Below are 23,759 nucleotides of genomic sequence, written 5' to 3' on the forward strand. Positions count from 1 at the left end.
AGCCGACGGGCGTGGCACCGGCGGGCGCGGAGCCGGCGGGCGCGGCAACGACCGACGCGGCGTCGACGGGCGCGGTAACGACGGGCGGGGCACCTCCGGACGCGGCGCCGACGGACAGCCAGGCGGCCCCCCGGGCGGACGCCCCCAGCGGCGGCTACGGCGTCAACCACGACAAGTCCTTCCGCCCCCGCCGCCAGGACCGCCCCCAGGACCTCCTGGAGACCGGCGCCGCCTACGCGATGGACGCGGCCGGCTTCCGCGAGCACCGGCACCGCTTCTTCGGCCGGACCGAACTCGTCCGCACCGACCCCGCGCGGGTCCTGGAGATCGACGACCCGCACGACCTCGCCCGCGCCCGCGCCCTGGCCCCGCTCTTCGACGCGGACCGCCCCGGCGCCCTCCCGACCGCCGACGACATCGACGCGGTCGTCCTCGACTTCGACGGCACCCAGACCGACGACAGGGTGCTGATCGACGCCGGCGGACAGGAATTCGTCTCCGTGCACCGCGGCGACGGACTCGGCATCGCCGCTCTGCGCAGGAGCGGACTGAAGATGCTCGTCCTGTCCACGGAGAAGAACACGGTCGTCGCCGCCCGCGCACACAAGCTCAAGATCCCCGTGCTGCACGGCATCGACCGCAAGGACCTCGCACTGAAGCAGTGGTGCGGGGAACAGGGCATCGCGCCCGAGCGCGTGCTCTACGTCGGCAACGACGTCAATGACCTCCCGTGCTTCGCCCTCGTGGGCTGGCCCGTGGCGGTCGCGAGCGCCCACGACGTCGTACGCGGCGCCGCACGCGCGGTCACCACCGTCCCCGGTGGCGACGGCGCGATCCGGGAGATCGCCAGCTGGATCCTCGGCCCCTCTCTCGATTCCCTCCCCAAGTAAGGAAACCCCAGGTCATGAGCGTCAACTCCCGCATCCGCACCTTCGGTACCCGCGAAGCCGGCCCCGGCCGCCCGGTGTACATCACCGGCGAGATCGGCATCAACCACAACGGCGAGCTCGAGAACGCGTTCAAGCTGATCGACGCCGCCGCCGAGGCCGGCTGCGACGCCGTCAAGTTCCAGAAGCGCACGCCCGAGATCTGCACCCCGCGCGACCAGTGGGACATCGAGCGCGACACCCCCTGGGGCCGCATGACCTACATCGACTACCGCCACCGCGTGGAGTTCGGTGAGGACGAGTACCGCCGGATCGACGAGTACTGCACGTCCAAGAACATCGCCTGGTTCGCCTCCCCGTGGGACACCGAGGCCGTCGCCTTCCTGGAGAAGTTCGACGTCCCCGCCCACAAGGTCGCCTCCGCCTCCCTCACCGACGACGAGCTGCTGCGCGCCCTGCGCGCCACCGGCCGCACGGTCATCCTCTCCACCGGCATGTCCACCCCGAAGCAGATCCGCCACGCGGTCGAGGTCCTGGGCAGCGACAACATCCTGCTCTGCCACGCGACGTCCACCTACCCGGCCAAGGCCGAGGAGCTGAACCTCCGCGTGATCAACACCCTCCAGCAGGAGTACCCGAACGTCCCGATCGGCTACTCCGGCCACGAGACCGGCCTGCAGACCACGCTGGCCGCCGTCGCCCTCGGCGCCACCTTCGTCGAGCGCCACATCACCCTGGACCGCGCCATGTGGGGCTCCGACCAGGCCGCGTCGGTCGAGCCGCAGGGCCTCACCCGCCTGGTCCGCGACATCCGCACCATCGAGGAGTCCCTCGGTGACGGCGTCAAGAAGGTCTACGAGTCCGAGCTGGGCCCGATGAAGAAGCTGCGCCGGGTGCCCGGTGTCGTCGCCGAGGCGGAGATCGCCGACGCGGCCGGCGAGCCGCTGACCGTCTGACCCTCCTCCCTCTCCCTCTCCCTCTCACCATCCCCTGACGACGGGAACGGTCGTACGTCGATGAGCCCTCGCGCCGGGAACGCCGGCTCCCACACTCTCGCCTTCGTCGAGAGCCCGGTACAACTGCTGAACGTGCTGGAGTGGGCGCACGCGCACGCACCCGGCGTGGGGCTCACCCTCGTGGTGCTGTCCCCCGTCGACCCCATGACCCGCGGCCAGTTGCGCCGCATGTCCGAACTCGCCCGCCAGGAGGGCCACGAGGTCCGCTGGGAGGAGGCGCGCGGCGGAGCGGGCGCGCCCTTCCAGACCGTAGGCGGCCTGGCGGGCCCGCTGCGCCACGCCACCCGGGTCGTCCTCGGCGACCCCTTCTCGCGGTACGTACAGCTCATGCTGGCGATCACCAGCGCCCGCGACCTCGTCGTCGTCGACGACGGCACGGCGACCATGGAGTTCGTCGGCCAGCTCGCGCGCGGCGAACGCCTGGTCCGCTGGCACCGCAAGGGCGGCCGTCGCGGCCCCCGCGACCTGCTCCTCGCCCCGGTCTCCGGCATCGCCCGCCGCAGGCTCACCCCGGGCGGCGGACGCCGGGTGGAGGTCTTCTCCTCGATGCCGGTCGACGACATCCCGGCCGGTGTCACCGTCAGCGCCAACTCCTTCGTCTGGACCCGGGAACGGTTCGGCCCGCCCACCATCACCAGGACCGCCGACATGGTCGGCACGTCCCTCGTGGAAACCGGTGTGGTGGACGCCGACGCCTACCTCGACGCCGTCCGCTCCCTCACCAGGGCCCACGGCGCGACCCGCTACTTCGCCCACCGCCGCGAGAGCGCCGAAAAACTCCACCGCCTCGCGGTCGAGACGGGCCTGGAGATCGTCCGGCCCGAACTCCCCCTCGAACTGATCGCCCGCCGGGGCCCCATCGGCCGTACGGTCCTCAGCTTCCCGTCGACCGTCGTCCACACCCTCCCCCTGGCCCTCTCCGGTACGGAGGTCCGTGTCGCGGTCTGCGACATCAACCCGGCCTGGCTGACCGACCACGCCTCCCCCCGGGCCCAGGGCTTCCTCTCCAACGTGACGGGCACGGCCCGGGACGCCCACCGCCTGGCAGCGGTTTCGGTGGCGCCGGCCTTCTGAGGAGGGCGGCGTACGGGGCACGGGCGGGCCCGGAGGGACTCCGGCGGTTCGGCGCGCACGGCCCCGCACCCCTTCGGCGCAACCCGGGGCGCCGGAGGGGTTTTCACCCGGGTGCGTGGGTGGCGGGTGTGGACCCGTGGACGGCGGGGTGCCGTGTCCGGCAGGTGAACCGGTCCGCGTGACCCGGGCGATGCGTGGTACACCGAGGAGAGGTGGAGTGCGGTGCGGGTGCCGGAAACGGCCGTTCGAGCGACGGTACGTTCCGGTGGTCCGTGGAGGCTCCCCCGCGTATGAGGGCGGGGAGTCTACCCACCGCGGAGTGCGGCTAAGCGTGGCATCGCCGTTTTTCTTCCACTGACGGGCTGAATTTTCTTGATCAGGGGTCGGTCGGAGGGCCCGGCGGCCTACCCTTCAAAGGGTGAAGCAACTGATGTCACTGGAGTCCGAGATCGATCTGCCCGGAGGGGCCGTGCTTCCGGGCACGCTCCCCGAGGCCCTGCGCGCCGAGCTCGTCGCCTTCCGTCGCGACCTGCACATGCACCCCGAGCTGGGCAACCAGGAGTTCCGTACAACCGCCGCGATCAAGGAGCGGCTGGAGCGGGCCGGTCTCGCGCCGCGCGTGCTCTCCGGCGGAACCGGCCTCATCTGTGACATCGGGGTGAGGGACGGCGGCAGCGGCATCGCGAGCACCGGCACCGGTGCCGTCCCCGGCGCCGGCATGCTCGCGCTGCGGGCCGACATCGACGGGCTGCCCATCCCCGACATGAAGACCGGGTGCCCGTACCGCTCCACCGTGCCCGACCGCGCGCACGCCTGCGGCCACGACGTGCACACCACCGTCGTGCTCGGCACCGGACTCGTCCTCGCCGAGCTGCACCGCCAGGGCCTGCTGCCCCGGCCGGTGCGGCTGATCTTCCAGCCCGCCGAGGAGGTGCTGCCCGGCGGTGCCGCCGACGCCATCCTGGACGGCGCGCTGGACGGGATCGGGCGGATCGTCGCCGTGCACTGCGATCCCCGGGTCGACGCCGGGAGGATCGGGCTGCGCGAGGGTCCCATCACCTCCGCCTGCGACCGGCTGGAGATCGCCCTCGACGGACCCGGCGGCCACACCGCCCGGCCGCACCTGACCACGGACCTGGTCACCGCCGCCGCCCGGGTCGTCACCGACGTGCCCGCGCTGGTGGGCCGGCGGGTCGACAGCCGTAGCGGTCTCGCCATCACCTGGGGCAGGATCGAGTCCGGCCACGCGCCCAACGTCATCCCGCAGCACGCCGAGATCTCCGGCACCGTGCGCTGTCTCGACCTGGAGACCTGGCGGCTGGCCCCGGACGTCGTGGTCGCCGCCATCGACGAGGTGGCCAATCTGCACCGCGCCAAGTCGGAGATCAACTACGTGCGCGGAGTCCCGCCGGTCGTCAACGAGGCCGGTGCCATCGAGCTCCTGCGGGACGCCATGATCGCCCGGCGCGGCCCGGAGTCCGTGGAGAACACCGAACAGAGCCTCGGCGGCGAGGACTTCTCCTGGTACCTGGAGCACGTTCCCGGAGCCATGGCCCGCCTCGGGGTCCGGCCCCCGGGCGAGCGCACCATCCGCGACCTGCACCAGGGCGACTTCGACGTCGACGAGCACGCCATCACCGTGGGCGTCGAGCTCTTCACCGCCGCCGCCCTGCTGGACGACCTGCGCTGAGAGCACCGGCGGTGCGGGGGAGCCGGCCTCGGTCGGCTCCCGCCGGCTGCCGGGCCTCTCCCGCCCCTCCGGCCCCCCTCTGTTCCCGCTCCGCCGTTCCACTTGCGTCGCGGGCGGAGGAGGGGGAGCGTGGTGCGCGTGGCGTCCCGCCGCGCGCCGCTCCGGCCGACCGTTTCCGCCCCCTTCGATCCCCTACGGCCCTCTGCTTCACCAGGGTGTAACCGGCCATCGGCACGAATGGATAACGGCACGGCAGTACCCCGTTCCCAGGAGTGTCTACGCGCGTTAATGTGCGCCGAACCGAGCGCCCGCTGCGGGGCCTTGGAGAATGGGGAGCGTCAGATGCGTCGGATGTCCAGACTGACTCGCGCCGCGGTGGGGGTCGCGTCGCTCGCACTCGCCGCCACGGCCTGCGGCGGTACCAGCAGCGAGAGCGGTGACAGTTCAGAGAGCTCCGCGAAGGACGACCTCGGTCTCGCCATCGCCTACGACATCGGCGGCAAGGGCGACCAGTCCTTCAACGACGCCGCGTACGCGGGTCTGCAGAAGGCGCAGAAGGAGTTCGACTACAAGACCGCCGACATCGAGCCCACCGAGGGCGAGACCGATGCGGACAAGGAACAGCGCCTCTCGTCGCTCGCCAAGCAGGGCTACAACCCCGTGATCGGTGTCGGCTTCGCCTACGGCCCGGCGATGACGGCCGTGGCCGAGAAGTACCCGGACACCACCTTCGGCATCGTCGACTCCGTGGTCGAGGGCGAGAACGTCGCCTCCCTCGTCTTCGCCGAGGAGCAGGCGTCCTACCTCGCCGGTGTCGCCGCCGCCAAGGCGACCGAGACGAACACGGTCGGCTTCGTGGGCGGTGTCGACATCCCGCTGATCCACAAGTTCGAGGCCGGCTTCGAGCAGGGCGTGCAGGCGACCGACCCGAAGGTCAAGGTCGTCTCCCAGTACCTGACGCAGACGGCGGAGGAGGGCGGCTTCTCCAGCCCCGACAAGGGCAAGGCCGCCGCCGAGGGCCAGATCGAGAAGAAGGCCGACGTCGTCTACCAGGCGGCCGGTCTCTCCGGTCAGGGCGTGATCGAGGCCGCCGCCAAGGCGAAGGTCTGGGCGATCGGCGTCGACTCCGACCAGTACCAGCAGGAAGCCCTCGCCGGCTACAAGGACTTCATCCTCACCTCCGCCCTCAAGGACGTCGGCGGTGCGGTGTACACGCTGGCCAAGTCCGTCCAGGACGGCGAGCCGCTGACCGGCACCCAGGTCTTCGACCTGAAGGTGGACGGGGTCGGCCTCTCCGACAGCAACCCGAAGATGGCCGAGATCGAGGGTCTGACGGACGCCGTGGCCGAGGCCGAGGAAGGCATCGTCGACGGCTCCATCACTGTCAGGACGGAGTAGCGCGGCAGGGGAGCGGCGCGGTACCGCGCCGCCGCGGTGACGACCACGGGCGGGCACCCGAGCGGGTGCCCGCCCGTGGTCCGTTCCTCTCGGGCGCCGTTTTGCCGGACCGGCAACAGAAGTGGCGTGTCCGGCACGTGTGGGGCGACGGTGGGCCGATGAACGACGACATCGCAGCAGGCCCGCCCGCGTTCGACACGTCCTTCCCCGCCGACGGATACGCCGGAGACCCCGCGGTCAGGGCGGAGTGGGACAGCCGGTACGCCGACCGGCAGCAGCTGTGGAGCGGCCGGCCCAACGGCGCGCTGGTGGCCGAGGCCGCCGGGCTCACCCCCGGGCGGGTGCTCGACGTCGGCTGCGGGGAGGGAGCGGACGCCCTCTGGCTCGCGCGCCGCGGCTGGGACGTGACCGCGCTCGAGGTCTCGGGCGTGGCGCTGGAACGGGCGGCCGGGCACGCGCGGGACGCCGGCCTCGCCGTTCGATGGGTTCACGCCTCACTGACGGAGGCGGCCCTCCCGCCGGCCTCCTTCGACCTGGTCTCCGCCCAGTACCCCGCCCTGCTGCGCACCCCCGGCGCCGCAGCCGAGCGAGCGCTGCTCGCGGCCGTCGCACCCGGCGGCGTGCTGCTGCTCGTCCACCACGCGGGGGTGGACACCCGGCAGGAGGGCGAAATCGGCTTCGACCCGGCCGACTACGTCTGGCCCTCGATGGTCGCCGCCCTGCTCGGCGAGGACTGGGAGGTGGAGGTGGACGAGCAGCGGCCCCGCGTGGCACCCGACGGCGGTGCCGGCGCGCACCACACCGACGACCTGGTGCTGCGCGTGCGCCGGCTGCGCTGAACCCCTCCGCCCGCAGCGGGCCCGGCAACCCGCTCCGATGCCCGGCGTACGCCGGGCATCGGGCACGTGTCGGATGTCACGGTGCTTGTCACCTCACGCCGTACCTCGCCCGCACATCGCCCGAATGTCACCCAGTGCCACGATCCGTTCGCGATCGGCGACGGCCTGCTCGCGGTAGGGCCCGGGTAGGCCACGGCCGCATAACAAGGTGGACAGAAGGGTTTTCCGGGACTGTCTACGCGCGTTAATCTGCGGCGAAGCCAGCGCCGTCCCCCGAACCTCCGGCGCTTGTACGAAGGAGCACCACACATGCGCCGGATTTCCCGGATCACGGCCGCAGGCGCGGCGACCGCCTCTCTGGCACTCGCGCTCGCCGCCTGCGGTGGCACCTCTACCTCCTCCTCCAGCTCGTCCGAGTCCGCCGAGGACAAGGGGCTGGCCATCGCGTACGACGTCGGCGGCAGGGGTGACCAGTCCTTCAACGACGCCGCCTTCGCCGGCCTGCAGCGGGCGGAGAAGGAGTACGGCTACAAGACCGCCGACGTCGAGCCCACCGACGGTGAGACCGACGCGGACAAGGAGCAGCGGCTGGCCTCGCTGGCCAAGCAGGGCTACGACCCCGTCATCGGTGTCGGCTACGCCTACGCCGCCGCCGTGAAGGGCGCCGCCGAGAAGTACCCGGACACGACCTTCGGCATCGTCGACGACGCCACGGTCGAGATGGACAACGTGGCCGACCTGGTCTTCTCCGAGGAGCAGGCCTCCTACCTGGCCGGTGTCGCCGCCGCGGAGACCACCAAGACCGACGTCGTGGGCTTCATCGGCGGCGTGGACATCCCGCTGATCCACAAGTTCCGGGCCGGCTTCGAGCAGGGCGTCAAGGACACCGACCCGGACGTCAAGGTCATCTCGCAGTTCCTGACGCAGACGGCGGAGGAGGGTGGCTTCTCCAGCCCCGACAAGGGCAAGGCCGCCGCCGAGGGCCAGATCGAGAAGAAGGCCGACGTCGTCTACACGGCGGCCGGTCTGTCCGGCCAGGGTGCCATCGAGGCCGCGGCCGCCAACAAGGTCTGGGCGATCGGCGTGGACTCCGACCAGTACGCGCAGGAGGCGCTGGCGAAGTACAAGGACTCGATCCTCACCTCGGCGATGAAGGACGTCGCCAAGTCGGTCTACAAGCTGGCGCAGTCGGTCGAGGACAAGTCTCCGAGCACCGGTATCCTCAGGGGCGATCTGGCGTCGGGTGAGGTGAGCCTGTCGAACTCGAACCCCGTGTTCGCGGACAACGACGAGCTCCAGGACGTCATCGAGACGGCCAAGAAGAAGATCATCAGCGGCGAGATCGAGGTCGAGTCCAGCTGATCACGCAGGACCCGAACAGCGTGTAAACCGTGGGGTTGTGACCGCTCGACGGGGTGCGGGGAGTAGGCTCCCCGCACCCCGTCGAGCGGGGTGCGCGACCCCGTTCGATGCCGTAGGGGCGCTACGCGCGTAGACGACCCCCGTCCCCAGGAGTGCGCCATCAACGCGTCCAGCAGCCCTCCGGCCGGAGCGGCGGTCAACGAATCGGTGACCGCCGTCGAACTCGCCGGGATCACGAAGCGATTCCCGGGTGTCGTGGCCAACCACGACATCCGCCTCACGGTCCGCAGGGGCACCGTGCACGCCCTCGTCGGCGAGAACGGGGCCGGCAAGTCGACGCTGATGAAGATCCTCTACGGCATGCAGAAGCCGGACGAGGGAACCATCGCGATCCACGGCGAGACGGTCTCCTTCTCCTCGCCGGCCGACGCCATCGCCCGCGGCATCGGCATGGTCCACCAGCACTTCATGCTCGCCGACAACCTCACGGTCCTCGAGAACGTGGTGCTCGGCAGCGAGAGGCTCCACGGCATCGGCGCGAAGGCCCGCCGCAGGATCAAGGAGATCTCCGAGCGCTACGGCCTCGGCGTGCGCCCCGACCTGCTGGTCGAGGAGCTCGGTGTCGCCGCCCGCCAGCGCGTGGAGATCCTCAAGGTCCTCTACCGCGGCGCGACCACGCTGATCCTCGACGAGCCCACCGCCGTCCTCGTCCCGCAGGAGGTCGACGCGCTCTTCGACAACCTGCGCGAGCTCAAGGCGGAGGGCCTGTCGGTCATCTTCATCTCCCACAAGCTGGGCGAGGTCCTCTCGGTCGCCGACGACATCACCGTCATCCGCCGGGGCACCACCGTGGGCACCGCCGTTCCCGCCGAGACCACCCCGCGCCGGCTCGCCGAGATGATGGTCGGCAGCGAACTGCCCACGCCCGAGACCGCCGAGTCCACGGTCACCGACCGCGCGGTGCTCACCGTCGACAAGCTCCGCCTGGCGGCCCCCGGCGGCAAGGCCCTGCTCGACGACATCAGCTTCACCATCCACGCGGGCGAGGTCCTCGGCATCGCCGGCGTCGAGGGCAACGGCCAGACCGAACTGGTCGACGCGCTCATCGGCCTGCGGCACGCCGACTCCGGCACCATCCGGCTGGCCGACGAGGAGATCACCGGCTGGGCCACCCGCAGGCGCCGCGAGGAGGGCATCGGGTACATCCCCGAGGACCGCCACCGCCACGGCCTGCTCCTGGAGGCCCCCCTCTGGGAGAACCGCATCCTCGGCCACGTCACCGAGAAGCCCAACGCCAAGGGTGTGTGGCTGGACCCGAAGGCGGCCCAGGAGGACACCCGCCGCATCGTCGAGAAGTACGACGTGCGCACCCCCGGCATCGACGTCACCGCCGCGTCCCTGTCCGGCGGCAACCAGCAGAAGCTGATCGTCGGCCGCGAGATGAGCCACCGGCCCCGCCTCCTGATCGCCTCCCATCCCACCCGCGGTGTGGACGTCGGCGCGCAGGCCGCGATCTGGGACCACATCCGTCAGGCGCGCCACGAGGGCCTCGCCGTCCTGCTGATCTCCGCCGACCTGGACGAGCTGATCGGCCTCTCCGACACCCTGCGGGTGATCTACGACGGCAGGCTCGTCGCGGACGCCGACCCCGCCACCATCACCCCCGAGGAGCTCGGTACCGCCATGACCGGTGCCGCCGCCGGACACCTCGAACACGAAGAGACCCCCGAGACCCCGGCCGACGCCCGAAAGACCGGGGCGGACACCCCCGGCACCGCGGCCGGTGCCCCCGAGTCTCCGGAAGACGAGGCCCGCTGATGAAGAAGTTCGACAAGGAGCGCGTGCTCCTCGCGGTGGCCGGACCGGTCATCGCGCTCGCCGTGGCCTTCGCGCTCAGCGCGATCGTGCTGCTCGCCTCGGGCAAGAACCCCGTCGAGCCGTTCGCCCTGATGTTCGAGCAGGCGACGTTCTCCGACATCCAGGTCCTGATCGTCAACCAGGCGTCGATGTACTACATCGCCGCCCTCGCGGTGGCCATCGGCTTCCGGATGAACCTCTTCAACATCGGGGTCGACGGCCAGTACCAGCTCGGTGCCTTCATGGCCGCCGTCGTCGGCACCCACATGAACCTGCCGGCCGTGCTGCAGATCCCGCTGCTGCTCCTCACCGCCGTGTTCACCGGCGCCTTCTGGTCCGGCATCGCCGGTGTCCTCAAGGTCACCCGCGGGGTCAGCGAGGTCGTCGCCACGATCATGCTCAACGCGATCGCGACGTCGCTCATCGTCTACATGTGGAAGCCGGACGTCTTCGGCGTCAAGGTCGGCAACAACAGCACCACCGGCGAGATGCACGAGTCCGGCTGGGTCCCCGGCATCGACCTGGGCGAGGCCGGGGAGATCTACGGTCTGATCGTCCTCGCCGCGCTGCTCGGCATCGGCTACTGGGTCGTTCTCAACCGCACCCGCTTCGGCTTCGACCTGCGCGCCTCCGGCGCCTCCACGACCGCCGCCGCGGCCAGCGGGGTCGACCCCAGGCGCATGGTCCTCAGCGCCATGCTGATCTCCGGCGGCCTCGCCGGCCTCGCGGGCCTGCCGATCCTGCTCGGCGACTCCCACACGTACAACCTGAACTTCCCCACCGGTATCGGCTTCCTCGGCATCGGCATCGCCCTCCTGGGCCGCAACAGCCCCGTGGGCATCGCCTTCGCCGCCCTCCTGTGGGCCTGGCTCGACAAGGCCTCGCCCGAGCTGGACTTCCACGGCTACGACAAGGAGATCGCGGTCATCATGCAGGGCCTGATCGTCCTCTCGGTCGTCGTCTCCTACGAGGCCGTCCGTGAGTGGGGTCTGCGCCGCCAGCAGCGCCAGGTCGGCGCGGAACTCGCCGCGGGCCACGTCCTCGGCGCCGACAACAACACCACGAAGGAGGTGGCCGGCCGATGACCGCTCCGACCACAGCGACCGACGTCAACCAGCCCTCGCTGCAACATGCGGCGCCCACCGGCCGCCGCATGTCGTGGCCCGTGCTGCTGCTGGTCATCGCCGGCGCCCTGGCCCTGGTCTCGCTCGTCCGCCTCGTCACCGGCGCGGACGGCATCACCAACGTCAGCCAGATGTCCACCGCCCTCCAGCTCGCCGTTCCCATCGGCCTCGCCGGACTCGGCGGCCTGTGGGCCGAGCGTGCGGGCGTCGTCAACATCGGCCTCGAGGGCATGCTGATCCTCGGCACCTGGTTCGGTGCCTGGGCCGGGTTCCAGTGGGGCCCGTGGACCGGCGTCCTCGTCGGCATCATCGGCGGCTGCCTCGGCGGACTGCTGCACGCCGTCGTCACCGTCACCTTCCGCGTCAACCACATCGTCTCCGGTGTGGCCATCAACATCCTCGCCCTCGGCGCCACCCGCTACCTCGCCCCGCTGGCCTTCGAAGGCCACCAGGGCGGCTCGGCCAAGCAGTCCCCGGCGATCGAACCGCTCGGCCACTTCACCGTGCCGGGGCTGTCCGACGCGCTGCGGGACCTCAACGCCAAGGGCTGGTTCTTCGTCTCCGACGTCGCCGGCCTGCTCGGCGGCCTGGTCACCAACGTCTCCTGGCTGACCCTCATCGCCGTCGCGCTCATCCCCGCCACCTGGTGGATCCTCTGGCGCACCGCCTTCGGCCTGCGCCTGCGCTCCTGCGGCGAGAACCCCGTCGCCGCCGAGTCCCTCGGCGTCAACGTCTACAAGTACAAGTACCTGGCCGTGATCATCTCCGGCGGTCTGGCCGGCCTCGGCGGCGCCTTCCTCTCCATCGTCGCCAACCCCTTCTACCTGGAGGGCCAGGTCAGCGGACGCGGCTACATCGGCCTCGCCGCGATGATCTTCGGCAACTGGATGCCGGGCGGCCTCGCCATCGGCGCCGGACTCTTCGGCTACACCGACAGCCTCAACCTGCGCGGCGGCTCCACCAACGTGCACGCCCTGCTGCTGCTCGGCGCGCTGCTGCTGGTCATCGGCGCGATCTGGCTGGCGATCCGCAAGAAGTACGTGTCCGCGGTCGTCACCCTGGTCGTCGGCGCCCTCGTCTACGCCTGGTACGCCGGCACCAACGAGGTCCCCAACCAGGTCGTCGCCGCCACGCCGTACGTCATCACCCTCGTGGTCCTGGCCCTGTCCGCGCAGCGGCTGCGCATGCCCAGGGCGAACGGACTGCCGTACCGGAAGGGCCAGGGCGGATGACCCCGGCCCCGGCCGCCGCGGCGGACACCGACTGGGAGGCGCTGCGCGCGGTGGCGCGGGAGGCCATGTCCCACGCGTACGCCCCCTACTCGGGCTACCCGGTCGGTGTCGCCGCCCTGGTCGACGACGGGCGCACGGTCTCCGGCTGCAACGTCGAGAACGCCAGCTACGGGCTCAGCCTGTGCGCCGAGTGCGGACTGGTCTCGGAACTGCAGCGCACCGGCGGCGGCCGCCTCACGCACTTCACCTGCGTGGACGGCACGGGCGCCGTCCTCGTCCCGTGCGGCCGCTGCCGGCAGCTGCTGTACGAGTTCGGCGGCCCGGGACTGCTCCTGGACACCCCGGCGGGTGTCCTGCCGCTCTCGGAGATGCTGCCCCAGGCCTTCGGCCCGGAGCACCTCGCCCAGTAGCTCCGCGGGGCCCGGTGGACCCGCGGAACCTCGCCACCCCCGGGGCCGGTGGTGGACGTGGCGCCTGCCGCGCGGCGCCCGGTGCGTGCTCCCCCCCCCATGGCGCCGCGCGGCCGCCCTCCGGGCGACGACGCCACCTCCGCCCCGGGCCCCAGCCCCACCGCACCTCGGCAGCGGCCCCTCCCCGCGGCTCACTCCCGACCGGAGGGGCCGCGTCCCGGGGGGCCGCGGCCTTCGCACTCCGGAAGGAACGCCAGTCATGGCCATGGACGTCATCTCCGTCATCCGCACCAAGCGGGACCGCGGCGAACTCAGCGACGAGCAGATCGACTGGGTGATCGACGCGTACACCCGCGGGGAGGTCGCCGACGAACAGATGTCGGCCCTCGCGATGGCGATCCTCCTCAACGGCATGAACCGGAGCGAGATCGCCCGCTGGACCGCCGCGATGATCGCCTCCGGCGAGCGCATGGACTTCTCCTCGCTGTCCCGGCCCACCGCCGACAAGCACTCCACGGGCGGCGTCGGCGACAAGATCACCCTGCCGCTCGCCCCGCTGGTCGCCGCCTGCGGCGCGGCCGTCCCGCAGCTGTCCGGCAGGGGCCTCGGCCACACCGGAGGCACCCTGGACAAGCTGGAGTCGATCCCCGGCTGGCGCGCGCTGCTGTCCAACGAGGAGATGCTGTCCGTCCTGGACGGCGTCGGCGCCGTGATCTGCGCGGCCGGCGACGGCCTCGCCCCCGCCGACAAGAAGCTCTACGCCCTGCGCGACGTGACCGGCACCGTCGAGGCGATCCCGCTGATCGCCTCCTCGATCATGTCGAAGAAGATCGCCGAGGGCACCGGCTCGCTCGTCCTGGACGTCAAGGTCGGCAGCGGCGCCTTCATGAAGACGATCGAGGACGCCCGCGAACTGGCGTCCACCATGGTCGGCCTCGGCACCGACCACGGCGTGAAGACGGTCGCCCTGCTCACCGACATGTCGACCCCGCTCGGCCTGACCGCCGGCAACGCCCTCGAGGTCCGCGAGTCGGTGGAGGTCCTGGCGGGCGGCGGCCCCGCCGACGTCGTGGAACTGACCCTCGCCCTGGCCCGCGAGATGCTCGACGCCGCCGGCGTCAAGGACGCCGACCCGGCGAAGGCCCTGGCCGACGGCACCGCGATGGACGTCTGGCGCCGCATGATCGCGGCCCAGGGCGGCGACCCGGACGCGCCCCTGCCGACCGCGCGCGAACAGCACGTGGTGACGGCGGCCGCCTCCGGCGTCCTGACCCGCCTGGACGCCTACGACATCGGCGTCGCCGCCTGGCGCCTCGGCGCGGGCCGGGCCCGCAAGGAGGACCCGGTGCAGGCGGGCGCGGGCGTCGAACTGCACGCCAGGCCCGGCGACACCGTCACCGCGGGCCAGCCCCTGCTCACCCTCCACACGGACACCCCGGACCGCTTCGCCTACGCCCTCGACGCGGTGTCCGGCTCCTACGACATCGCGGCGTCGGGCACGCCGTTCACGGCGACGCCGGTGGTACGGGAACGCATCGCCTGACCCGGGCCCGGACCGCAGGCCGCTGTCGGACACGCCCCGATCGGGTGAACGGGGCCGGTGGACCGCCACCGGCCCCGTTCGGCATGCTGGGATCGGTGACGCACCGATGGGAGAACCGCCACGAGCGCACCCACCGTCGACCACTCCATGGCCAGCGGCCACGAGTGGGACGGCCTCGTCCGGATCTGGGAGGAGACGGACGCTCCCGAGGGCTGCACGGTGGAGATCATCGAAGGGATCGTCGCCGTGGCCCCGCCGTCGTCCAACGCCCACAACGACATCGCCGACCTCGTCCACCGCAGCCTGTACGAGGTCATTCCCGAGAACCGGGGCATCTACCAGACCCTGGGAACAGCGGTTCCGTCGCGTATCGGCCTCTACATCCCCGACCTCGCGGTCGCGCCCAGGCAGGTTCTGCGGGCCGAGCCGGGCCACCACATCCCCGCGGCCGCCGCCGAACCCGTCGTCGAGATCACCTCCAAGTCCAACGCGGCCAACGACCGGATCAAGAAGGCTGCCGGCTATGCCCAGGCCGGTGTCCCGCTCTGCCTGCTCATCGACGGCTGGGCTCCCGGAGGGCCCACGATCACGCTGTACGGCGAGCCGCACAGGAATGTCTGTCGGGTTCTGGACGCGGGGAGGTCCGGTGACCGGATCCAGTTGCCGGAACCCTTTGGTCTCGCGCTCGACACCGGCGAGTTCCCCGACGACTGACTCACCCCAGCAGCGCGGCCACCACCACGAGCACCGGGACCGACAGCAGGATCGCCTCGCGGGCCAGGGTCTCGCCCACGCGGTAGCGGCTCGCGTAGGTGAAGATGTTCTGCGCCGCCGGGAGCGCCGACGTCACCACCACGTCGAGCAGCTGGGCACCGCGCAGGCCGAAGACCGTCACCGCCAGTACCCAGGCGACCGCCGGCTGGCCCACCGACTTCAGGGCCACGGCGAGCAGCACCGTCCCGCGTTCACCGCCCCGCAGGGGCAGGGAGCTGCCGCGCAGCGAGATGCCGAACGCGAGCAGGACCGCCGGGACGGCCATGTTGCCGATCAACGTCAGTGGGTCCATGACCGGGCCGGGGATCCCGATGCCGCTCGCCGACACCACCACCCCCGCCAGCGAGCCCAGCGCGACCGGATTCCGCAGTGGTGTGAGCAGCCGCCGCCCCAGGGGCTGTTTCTCCCCGGCGGTCGCCAGGTCCAGGATCGTCAGCGCGACCGGTGTGACCCCGACGAGCTGGAACAGCAGCACCGGTGCCACGAGCGAGGCGTCACCGAGGACGTACACGGCGATCGGGATGCCCAGGTTGCCGGAGTTGACGTAACTGGAGCACAGGGCACCGATGGTGGTGCGGCCCACGCCCCAGCCGTGTGCGGCACCCACCGCCACGAAGACGCCGGCCACCGCGGCCGTGCTCAGCGCGGTGACCAGGAGCCGGCCGGAGAAGACCAGCGACAGGTCGGCCTCGGCGAGGATCGTGAACAGCAGCGCCGGGGACGCCACGTGGAACGCGAGCTTCGTCAGCACCTCGTGGCCCTGCCGGCCGAGGTACCCCCGACGGCCGATCAGGTAACCGGCGCCGATGACGACCGCGATCACCGCGAAGCCGCTCAGCACCCCCTGCACGACGGCTCCTCGCCGGGGTGGCGGGCACTGCGGGTACCGGGGACCGCGGGCGGGGAAGGTCTGTGGCGCATACAGGTAACCCTCGGGGGCGGGTCGCGCCCGGGTCAATGTGATCTCCACTGCGCCGCATCACGAAGCGGGGACGCGGCGCGGTGTCCCACGAAGGGCCACCGCGATGAGTTGCGCGCCCGTGCCCGGTCTACCGCTCGTGGATGCGATGACACCCCGGGTACTCGTCCTGCGCGGCCCCGTCACCCCGGACGGGGTGAGCGGGCCGAGCGACGCGCTGCGGGCGCTCCTGGACGGCGGCGGGGCCGACGGGGTGGTCGTCTGCGACGTGGGAGGGCTGGGGCCGCCGGGGCTCGCCGCCGTGAACCTGCTGGCGCGCCTCCAGCTCCTGGCCCGCCGGACCGGCGGCCGGATACGGCTGCGCGACCCCGACCCCTCCCTGTGCTCCCTGCTCGACCTCGTCGGCCTCGGCTTCGAGGTGGAGGGGCAGCCCGAGGAGCGGGAACCAGCGCCGGGTGTCGAGGAAGCAGTGGAACCCGGTGATCCGGCCGTCTGAGATCTCCAGCACCTGGACCGCCCACGGCGTGAACCCGCCGGCCTCCGGGTCCGGCTTGTACTGGGCGAACCCGGGCAGGCCGTTCACCCGGACCGGCAGCAGCCGTGAGCCCGCACAGGCGGCGCCCAGCGTCGTCATGAAGCCCGTGATGTCGCCGGTGCCGGTGAGCCACAGGTCGAACGGCGGCATCGTCATGATGGCGTCCTCGTGCAGCAACGCCGTCAGCGCCGACATGTCGTACCCCTCGAACGCCGCCACATAGCGCTCCAGGAGCTTCTGCTGCTGCTCGTCCAACGGGTCCGAGACGGACGCCTCGGCGCCCGGCTGCCGGCTCTCCGCGAGCGTCGCCCGCGCCCGCTGCAGCGCGCTGTTGACGGACGCGACCGAGGTGCCGAGCAGCTCGGCCACCTCGCTCGCCCTCCAGGCCAGCACCTCGCGCAGCACCAGCACTGCCCGCTGCTTGGGCGGCAGCTGTTGGAGGGCGGCCATGAAGGCGAGCCGCACGGACTCCTTGGCGACCGCCGCCTCCGCCGGGTCGGCGGTCTCGGGCAGCATCCGGGAATCCGGCATCGGCTCCAGCCAGGTGTGGTCCGGCCGGGGCGAGAGGGCCGCGCGGGCCAGTGGCGTCGACTCCGTCAGGTCCATCGGGCGGGCCCGCTTGTTGCCCGCCGTCAGCATGTCCAGGCAGACGTTGGTCGCGATGCGGTACAGCCAGGAACGCAGACTGGAACGGCCTTCGAACCTGTCGAAGCTGCGCCAGGCACGGACCATCGTGTCCTGCACCGCGTCCTCCGCGTCGAAGGAGGAGCCGAGCATGCGGTAGCAGTACCCGGTCAGCTCGACGCGGTGCGCCTCGAGCCTGGCGTCGAGACCGGTCGTCGTCGCCGTGCCGTTCGTCATCGTCCGTCCACCCCTGCGGCTTGTCTGTGGCGCGCCTTCGCACCCAGCACTTCGGAAGCTACCGCAGCCCACTGACAACGGCCCTCCGGGACGACGAACGTGCAGGCGGGGGCGGGTCCGGTGGGGAACCGCTACGTCCGCCCACCGGCCCGCGGAACCGCTCCGAACCCGTCGGGCCCGCCCTGCGCCGGGGCGGGCCGGCGCCGCTCCACCCGGGCCGCGCGGGTGCCCAGCACCGTGATGGTCACGACGCCGGCCACCGCCACCAGGCCGACCCCCACCGTCCCGGCCCAGCCGCCCGAGTGGAAGGCGAGCGCACCGACCGTGCTGCCCGCGCTGGAGCCGACGTAGTAGGCGGACTGGTACAGCGCCGACGCCTGGGCGCGGCCCTGGGTGGCCGTCCGCCCGACCGCCGCGGACGCGACCGCGTGACCCGCGAAGAAACCGCCGGTGATCAGCACCAGGCCCAGCAGGATCAGGGGCAGGGAGCCGGCCAGGGACAGCAGCAGACCCGCCGCCGTGGTGCCGCCCGCCGCGTACAGCGCGCCCCGGCGGCCGAGCCGGCCCACCAGCCGGCCCGCCGCCGACGCCGCCACCGTGCCGACCAGGTACACCAGGAAGACCGAGCCGACGATGCCCTGGGGGAGGGAGAAGGGTGCCTCGGCCAGCCGGTAGCCGATCACGGTGTAGACCCCGCCGAACACGGTCATGAACAGGGCGCCGATGGCGTACAGGCGCCGCAGCAGCGGGTTCGCGAGATGGTCGCGGACCGTGCCGAGCAGGACGCGCGGGCGCAGCGAGCCCGGACGGAAGTGCTTCGGCGCCGGCAGCAGCAGCCGGAACGCCACCGCGCACGCCACCGAGAGCACCCCGATCACACCGACGGCGACCCGCCAGCCCCACTCCTGGGCCACCCAGCCGGTGATGACCCGGCCGCTCATCCCGCCGACGCTGTTGCCCGCGACGAACAGCCCGATCGCGGTCACCAGGGCCTTCGGCCGGACCTCCTCCGCCAGGTACGCGGCCGCCGACGCGGGCACCCCGGCCAGGGCCGCCCCCTGCAGCGCCCGCAGGGCCACCAGGGAGCCCAGCGACGGGGCGAAGGGGACCAGCAGCCCGACGGTCACCGCGACGGCCAGCGAGGCCGTCATGACCGTACGGCGTCCGTAGCGCTCCGACAGCGCGCTCATCGGCAGCACGAACACCGCGAGACCACCGGTGGCCGCCGCCACCGTCCAGCTCGCCTCGCCCGCGCTCACCCCGAGGCCGCCGGAGACCAGCGGCAGCAGGGCCTGCGTGGAGTACAGCAGGGCGAAGGCCGCCACACCCGCCAGGAACAGGGCGAAGCTCATCCGGCGGAAACCGGGGCCGCCCGGGGACAGACGCGCGTCGGCACCGCCCGGCGCGCCCGGAGCAACCGGCGCGGTCGGCGGGCTCGGAGCGGTCGGCGGGCTCGGGGGAGGGGAGGAGGGGAGGACGGAGGGAGAGACGGAGGACGTGACGGAGGTGCGGGCGTCCACGGTGGCGGACGCCCCGGTACTGGCGGGAGACATGCGTCGAACCTATGGACGGCCCCACTCATCCGTCCAATGCACGGAATCGTCATAATCGTTCCCATGCGGCATCAGCAGAGGTCACCGGGTCGGCTGTCGCCGTCCGGTGACACAGAAGACATCGTCGCGCTGCTCGCGCCGCGCCTCGTCCACTTCGCCGGCGTCGCCCGCACGGAACATGTCACCCGTGCCGCGCAGGAGCTGCAGGTACCGCAGTCCACGCTCTCCCGGTCCGTCGCCCGTCTCGAACAGGACCTGGGCGTCGACCTGTTCGCCCGGCACGGCCGGACCCTCTCCCTCACCCCCGCCGGCCGCACCTTCCTCGCCTCCGTGGAACGGGCCCTCGCCGAGATCGGGCGGGCCGCCGACGAGGTGCGCGCCGACGCGGACCCGGCCACCGGCAAGGTCGCCTTCGGGTTCCTGCACACCATGGGCGCCGAGACCGTGCCCGGCCTGCTGCACGCCTTCCGCGCCGACCATCCGCGCATCCGCTTCAGCCTCGTCCAGAACTACGGCGAGGCCATGCTGGAAGGCCTCCGAGCGGGCGAGCTCGACCTGTGCCTGACCTCACCGGTCCCGGACGCCCCCGACCTCGTCGCCCGCCGCCTGGACGAGCAGAAGCTGCGCCTGGTCGTCCCCGCCGACCACCGGCTCGCCGGCCGCCGCCGGATCCGCCTCTCCGAGGCCGCCGACGAGAACTTCGTGACCCTGGAACCCGGTTACGGCCTGCGCCGCATCACCGACGACCTCTGCGCCCAGGCCGGGTTCCGGCCCCGGGTCGCCTTCGAGGGCGAGGAGGCGGAGACCCTGCGGGGCCTGGTAGCGGCCGGGCTCGGCGTCGCCCTGCTGCCCCCGCCGGCCGTGCCCCGCCCCGGTGTGGTGGAACTGACCGTCACCTCGCCGCGGGCGGCCCGTGAGATCGGCGTCGCCTGGCTGGCGGGGCGGCCGGACACCCTGCCGGTGTCGGCGTTCAAGAAGTTCCTGCTGTCGCGGCGCGGCCACCTGCTCCCGGACTGACCGCCCCCCGCCGCCTGCCGCCCGCCGCTCGGCGTCTGCCGTCTGCTGCCCGGCGCCCGGCGTCTGCCGCCCGCCCCTTGGTGCCTGCTGTCTGCCCCCGGTGCCCGGCGTCTGCCGCCTACCACTGGCCGCCCGGCACTCGTCATGCCGGTGCGTACGGCCGAGGCCGCCTACCGCCGTAACGACGTACCGAACCCCGAGGCCAGCGGCATCCGCAGCCCCAGTGGCGGAGGCGCCGCCAGCGCGTCCCGCACCGGACGCGACAGCGCCCGCCCGAACAACGTCCCCATCACGAAGTCCTCGCACAGCGCCAGCACTTCGTCCCGGTACTGGTGCAACCCGTGCCCGTCGGCGTGCACTTCGAAGCGGCACACGTCCCGGTTCGCCTTCTTCGCCCGCGCCGCCAGCCGGAAGGACAGCTCGGGGTCGGTCCGGGTGTCGTGCGTGCCGTGCACGATCAGCACCTGCCGTCCGGCCAGTTGCCTCACCGGTTCGGGTGGTGCGGCCACATCCTCCTCGGGCAGCCAGGGGGCCAGCGCCAGCACGGAGCCGACGGCCTCGTGCCCGCCCGCGCGCAGGGCCGCCCTGCCGCCCATGCCGAGGCCGGCCAGGCACACGGGAACGTCCCCGTAGCGCCGCACGGCCTCGCCGGCGGCCCAGATGGCGTCCCGCGCGAGATGCGCCTCGCTGCCGTTCCAGCCCCGGTAGCGGTAGTGGACGACGTGGACGGCGAGTTGATCGGCCCGGCCCGCGCGGCCGAGACGGCGTCCCAGAGCGCGTACGGAGGCGGTCGCCACCAGGGGGGACGGTCTGCGGCTGGAGACCGGATCGCCGCCGGGCAGCAGCAGCACCACGCCGCTCACCGCCTTCGGCTCCGGGCCGAGCGCCTTCCCCAGCCGTGCCCCGCGAACCGGCGTCGCTTGCTGTGCCATGACAGAACAGTGTCAGAAGCAACGGTGTACGGGACCCTGCCGTGCGGTCACCGTTGGGTATCGGCATATGCGCACGCCGGGCGATCTACGCGCGTAGGCGTTAGAGTGCCGAGATGACGAGCCAGAGCACCGCGAACACCCCGGTCGCGGACCAGATCCGCCGGGCGCCCAAGGTTCTGCTGCACGACCATCTCGACGGCGGACTGCGCCCCGGCACCGTCGTCGACCTGGCCCGCGAGGGGGGCTACACCCAACTCCCCGAGACCGAGCCGGACAAGCTCGCCCTCTGGTTCCGGGAGGCCGCCGACTCCGGTTCCCTGGAGCGGTACCTGGAGACGTTCTCGCACACCGTCGGCGTCCTGCAGACCCGGGACGCCCTGGTACGGGTCGCCGCCGAGTGCGCCGAGGACCTGGCCGCGGACGGCGTCGTCTACGCCGAGGTGCGCTACGCGCCCGAGCAGCACCTCGAGGGCGGGCTGGCCCTCGAGGAGGTCGTCGAAGCGGTCAACGAGGGCTTCCGGCAAGGGGAGCGGCGGGCCCGGCAGGACGGCCGGCGCATCCGCGTCGGCGCACTGCTCACCGCCATGCGGCACGCGGCCCGCTCCCTGGAGATCGCCGAACTCGCCAACCGCTACCGGGACCTGGGTGTCGTCGGCTTCGACATCGCGGGCGCCGAGGCCGGTTACCCTCCCACCCGGCACCTCGACGCCTTCGAGTACCTCAAGCGCGAGAACAACCACTTCACGATCCACGCCGGAGAGGCCTTCGGGCTCCCGTCCATCTGGCAGGCCCTGCAGTGGTGCGGTGCCGACCGGCTCGGGCACGGGGTGCGCATCATCGACGACATCCAGGTGCGCGACGACGGCACGGTCGAGCTCGGCCGGCTCGCCTCCTACGTCCGGGACAAGCGCATCCCGTTGGAGCTGTGCCCCAGCTCCAACCTGCAGACGGGGGCGGCGACCTCGTACGCCGAGCACCCCGTCGGCCTGCTGCGCCGGCTGCATTTCCGTGCCACGGTGAACACCGACAACAGGCTCATGTCGCACACGAGCATGAGCCAGGAATTCGAGCACCTGGTCGACGCGTTCGGCTACACGCTCGACGACATGCAGTGGTTCTCCGTCAATGCGATGAAATCGGCATTCATTCCTTTCGACGAACGACTCGCCATGATCAATGACGTCATCAAGCCCGGTTATGCCGAGCTGAAATCCGAATGGCTGTTCCGTCAGACCGCCTCCACCAGCCGTTCTGCCACCTCGGAAGAGTGATCGGGGGAATTTTCGGACAGCGGACACGCGGGCGGTGTTCACCCTGCGTCCGCATTCCGCTGTTTGCGGCCGGTGGCCCCGTCTGATTACGGTCACCGGACCGCTCACATCCCCGTATTCCATTTCGAGGACACATCTTCATGAAGCAGTCTGCTGCCAAGACCCTCGGCGTCGCCGCGCTCGGTGCCGCCTTCGCCGCCGCCGGTGCGGGTGCCGCCACCGCGGCCCCGTCCGTCCCGGACGCCCTCCCCGCGCTGGACACCGCCACCCAGGCCCTCCCGGCCGAGAACCTCTCCGCGCTGCCGGGCACGGAGCAGGCGGCGGAGACCGGTCTGCAGGCGGCAGGTGCGGGCGTGACGGCCGCACAGCCGGTCGTCGAGCAGCGGCTCGCCGACGGTCCGACGCAGCCGGTCGCCGGTCTGCTCGGCGGCCTGCCGCTGCAGGGCTCCGTCAACGGCTTCCCCGTCGGCTGACGTCCACAGGAGCATTCCGCACAGGGCCCGCCCCCGGCAGGCCCGTGACCGATGGGGCGCCCCCCGGACCCGGGGGGCGCCCCATCGGTGTGCTCACGGGGAGGGCGGCGCGGGGGCCGCAGGCCTCACCAGGCGCTCGTCCGAACCCTGCCCTCGGACGGGAACAGGATCCACAGCGCTATGTAGAGCAGGAACTGCGGGCCGGGGAGCAGGCACGAGGCCACGAAGACGACCCGCATCGTGGTCGGGGAGGTGCCGAAGCGGCGGGCCAGCGCGGCACACACGCCGCCGATCACGCGGTTGTCGGTGGGGCGGGCGAGGCGGGACATCGTGAACTCCTTCGTGGTCGTGCTGCCGGGTTGTTCTTCCCGTGTACCCACGTTACGGAGACGAAGGGGGAAAAGCGTCACTCCACGGGGCGATCCCCACCCTGGTAATCGTCGGGGTCCGACCCTGAGCAGGCTCCTCCCCGCGGATCCTCGTCCCGGCCCGGCGCAGGGCCCGGCGGCGCAGCCATGCACGCCCCGCCGGCACCAGGGCGGCATGGGCGAGGGCCGCGCCCAGGGTGTTCAGCATCAGCGCGTCGACGTCCACGACCCGTCCCGGCACCCCGGTCTGCAGCATCTCGATGCCCAGCGACAGCAGTGCCGCAGCGGTCATGGTGCGGATCAGTGAACCCACCGGCGAGACGGCCAGCCGGCCCCCCGTCATCGGCAGCAGCACACCGAGCGGCGCGAACAGCACCAGCCCCTCGGCGACCCGGCGGACCCCCGTCGCCCAGCCCAGCGCGAAATCCGCCCGGAGGCCGTCGAAGGGGCGCAGATTGGCGGGCATCACCCAGGGGACCTGCAGAGGGCGCAGCGTGCACCAGGCGACGAACACGAGATACCCGGCCAGGAGGAGACCTCCTGCCACACGGATACGGAACGCGGCGGTGCCGCCGACGGGGCCTTGACGCTGCACGAACCCCTAGACGCGGCCCCCGGCAGGAT

At 72.1% G+C, this 23,759-nt stretch carries 22 protein-coding genes and 1 pseudogene; 17 read left to right on the forward strand and 6 right to left on the reverse strand.

Annotated elements, in window-relative coordinates:
• From TU30_RS06010 to TU30_RS06070, 13 genes are all read left to right on the forward strand, one after another.
• Window positions 1-890 (forward strand): HAD hydrolase family protein (locus tag TU30_RS06010; protein ID WP_234307793.1); only part of this gene is annotated, 890 nt, incomplete at its 5' end.
• Between the two features lie 14 nt (window positions 891-904).
• Window positions 905-1,843 carry an N-acetylneuraminate synthase family protein gene (locus TU30_RS06015; protein WP_042165413.1) on the forward strand — a complete coding sequence of 313 codons (939 nt, stop codon included), beginning with the start codon at window positions 905-907 and terminating at the stop codon, window positions 1,841-1,843.
• 60 nt (window positions 1,844-1,903) lie between these two features.
• Window positions 1,904-2,977, forward strand: a complete 1,074-nt coding sequence (locus TU30_RS06020) for a hypothetical protein (RefSeq protein WP_042165416.1) — start codon at window positions 1,904-1,906, stop codon at window positions 2,975-2,977.
• Between the two features lie 430 nt (window positions 2,978-3,407).
• Window positions 3,408-4,667 (forward strand): M20 family metallopeptidase, encoded by a 1,260-nt coding sequence (locus TU30_RS06025; RefSeq protein WP_042165419.1) that lies wholly within the window; start codon window positions 3,408-3,410, stop codon window positions 4,665-4,667.
• Between the two features lie 342 nt (window positions 4,668-5,009).
• Window positions 5,010-6,065 carry a BMP family protein gene (locus TU30_RS06030; RefSeq protein ID WP_042165421.1) on the forward strand — a complete coding sequence of 352 codons (1,056 nt, stop codon included), beginning with the start codon at window positions 5,010-5,012 and terminating at the stop codon, window positions 6,063-6,065.
• 158 nt (window positions 6,066-6,223) lie between these two features.
• Window positions 6,224-6,904, forward strand: a complete 681-nt coding sequence (locus tag TU30_RS06035; protein ID WP_042165423.1) for a class I SAM-dependent methyltransferase — start codon at window positions 6,224-6,226, stop codon at window positions 6,902-6,904.
• A 309-nt stretch (window positions 6,905-7,213) separates the two neighbouring features.
• Window positions 7,214-8,266, forward strand: a complete 1,053-nt coding sequence (locus TU30_RS06040; protein ID WP_042165425.1) for a BMP family protein — start codon at window positions 7,214-7,216, stop codon at window positions 8,264-8,266.
• Window positions 8,267-8,473: 207 nt separating this feature from the next.
• Window positions 8,474-10,084, forward strand: coding sequence for an ABC transporter ATP-binding protein (locus tag TU30_RS06045; protein WP_042165427.1), 1,611 nt, complete (start codon window positions 8,474-8,476; stop codon window positions 10,082-10,084).
• The gene (locus TU30_RS06050; RefSeq protein ID WP_042165428.1) at window positions 10,084-11,208 is read left to right on the forward strand and encodes an ABC transporter permease; all 1,125 of its coding nucleotides are present in this window, start codon (window positions 10,084-10,086) and stop codon (window positions 11,206-11,208) included. The genes TU30_RS06045 and TU30_RS06050 overlap by 1 nt, the downstream gene beginning before the upstream one ends.
• Window positions 11,205-12,479, forward strand: coding sequence for an ABC transporter permease (locus TU30_RS06055; RefSeq protein WP_042165432.1), 1,275 nt, complete (start codon window positions 11,205-11,207; stop codon window positions 12,477-12,479). The genes TU30_RS06050 and TU30_RS06055 overlap by 4 nt, the downstream gene beginning before the upstream one ends.
• Window positions 12,476-12,889, forward strand: coding sequence for a cytidine deaminase (locus tag TU30_RS06060; RefSeq protein WP_042165434.1), 414 nt, complete (start codon window positions 12,476-12,478; stop codon window positions 12,887-12,889). Before TU30_RS06055 ends, TU30_RS06060 begins: the two co-directional genes overlap by 4 nt.
• 265 nt (window positions 12,890-13,154) lie before the next feature.
• Window positions 13,155-14,432, forward strand: a complete 1,278-nt coding sequence (locus tag TU30_RS06065) for a thymidine phosphorylase (protein WP_176726245.1) — start codon at window positions 13,155-13,157, stop codon at window positions 14,430-14,432.
• A gap of 147 nt (window positions 14,433-14,579) precedes the next feature.
• The gene (locus tag TU30_RS06070) at window positions 14,580-15,146 is read left to right on the forward strand and encodes a Uma2 family endonuclease (protein ID WP_042165438.1); all 567 of its coding nucleotides are present in this window, start codon (window positions 14,580-14,582) and stop codon (window positions 15,144-15,146) included.
• 1 nt (window position 15,147) lies between these two features.
• Here TU30_RS06070 and TU30_RS06075 read toward each other — a convergent pair whose 3' ends face one another.
• The gene (locus TU30_RS06075) at window positions 15,148-16,056 is read right to left on the reverse strand and encodes an AEC family transporter (RefSeq protein WP_042165441.1); all 909 of its coding nucleotides are present in this window, start codon (window positions 16,054-16,056) and stop codon (window positions 15,148-15,150) included.
• 175 nt (window positions 16,057-16,231) lie between these two features.
• On the opposite strand from TU30_RS06075, the gene TU30_RS33730 reads away from it, so the two are divergent.
• Window positions 16,232-16,621, forward strand: coding sequence for an STAS domain-containing protein (locus TU30_RS33730; RefSeq protein WP_078878147.1), 390 nt, complete (start codon window positions 16,232-16,234; stop codon window positions 16,619-16,621).
• Here TU30_RS33730 and TU30_RS06080 read toward each other — a convergent pair.
• Together TU30_RS06080 and TU30_RS06085 are read right to left on the reverse strand one after the other, a co-directional pair.
• Window positions 16,508-17,521, reverse strand: a pseudogene (locus tag TU30_RS06080) (sigma-70 family RNA polymerase sigma factor); the annotation flags it as partial. The gene TU30_RS33730 and the pseudogene TU30_RS06080 overlap by 114 nt on opposite strands.
• Before the next feature lie 131 nt (window positions 17,522-17,652).
• Window positions 17,653-19,074, reverse strand: a complete 1,422-nt coding sequence (locus TU30_RS06085) for an MFS transporter (protein ID WP_069086983.1) — start codon at window positions 19,072-19,074, stop codon at window positions 17,653-17,655.
• 63 nt (window positions 19,075-19,137) lie between these two features.
• On the opposite strand from TU30_RS06085, the gene TU30_RS06090 reads away from it, so the two are divergent.
• Window positions 19,138-20,091, forward strand: coding sequence for a LysR family transcriptional regulator (locus TU30_RS06090; RefSeq protein ID WP_042165445.1), 954 nt, complete (start codon window positions 19,138-19,140; stop codon window positions 20,089-20,091).
• A gap of 170 nt (window positions 20,092-20,261) precedes the next feature.
• On the opposite strand, the gene TU30_RS06095 is transcribed toward TU30_RS06090, so the two are convergent.
• Window positions 20,262-21,023 carry a dienelactone hydrolase gene (locus tag TU30_RS06095; protein WP_042165447.1) on the reverse strand — a complete coding sequence of 254 codons (762 nt, stop codon included), beginning with the start codon at window positions 21,021-21,023 and terminating at the stop codon, window positions 20,262-20,264.
• A 113-nt stretch (window positions 21,024-21,136) separates the two neighbouring features.
• Between TU30_RS06095 and TU30_RS06100 the strand changes: the two genes are divergently transcribed.
• Together TU30_RS06100 and TU30_RS06105 are read left to right on the forward strand one after the other, a co-directional pair.
• Entirely contained in the window at window positions 21,137-22,294 is a 1,158-nt protein-coding gene (locus TU30_RS06100; protein WP_042165450.1) for an adenosine deaminase, read from the forward strand.
• A gap of 140 nt (window positions 22,295-22,434) precedes the next feature.
• Window positions 22,435-22,767 carry a hypothetical protein gene (locus TU30_RS06105; protein WP_042165453.1) on the forward strand — a complete coding sequence of 111 codons (333 nt, stop codon included), beginning with the start codon at window positions 22,435-22,437 and terminating at the stop codon, window positions 22,765-22,767.
• 125 nt (window positions 22,768-22,892) lie between these two features.
• On the opposite strand, the gene TU30_RS06110 is transcribed toward TU30_RS06105, so the two are convergent.
• Together TU30_RS06110 and TU30_RS06115 are read right to left on the reverse strand one after the other, a co-directional pair.
• On the reverse strand, window positions 22,893-23,096 hold the full coding sequence (locus tag TU30_RS06110) for a PspC domain-containing protein (RefSeq protein WP_042165679.1): 204 nt from the start codon (window positions 23,094-23,096) through the stop codon (window positions 22,893-22,895).
• Window positions 23,097-23,148: 52 nt separating this feature from the next.
• Window positions 23,149-23,730, reverse strand: coding sequence for a VanZ family protein (locus TU30_RS06115; RefSeq protein WP_042165456.1), 582 nt, complete (start codon window positions 23,728-23,730; stop codon window positions 23,149-23,151).
• Window positions 23,731-23,759: the final 29 nt, after the last annotated feature.

It is taken from the genome of Streptomyces sp. NBRC 110035 (assembly GCF_000829695.1).
GTDB lineage: Bacteria > Actinomycetota > Actinomycetes > Streptomycetales > Streptomycetaceae > Streptomyces.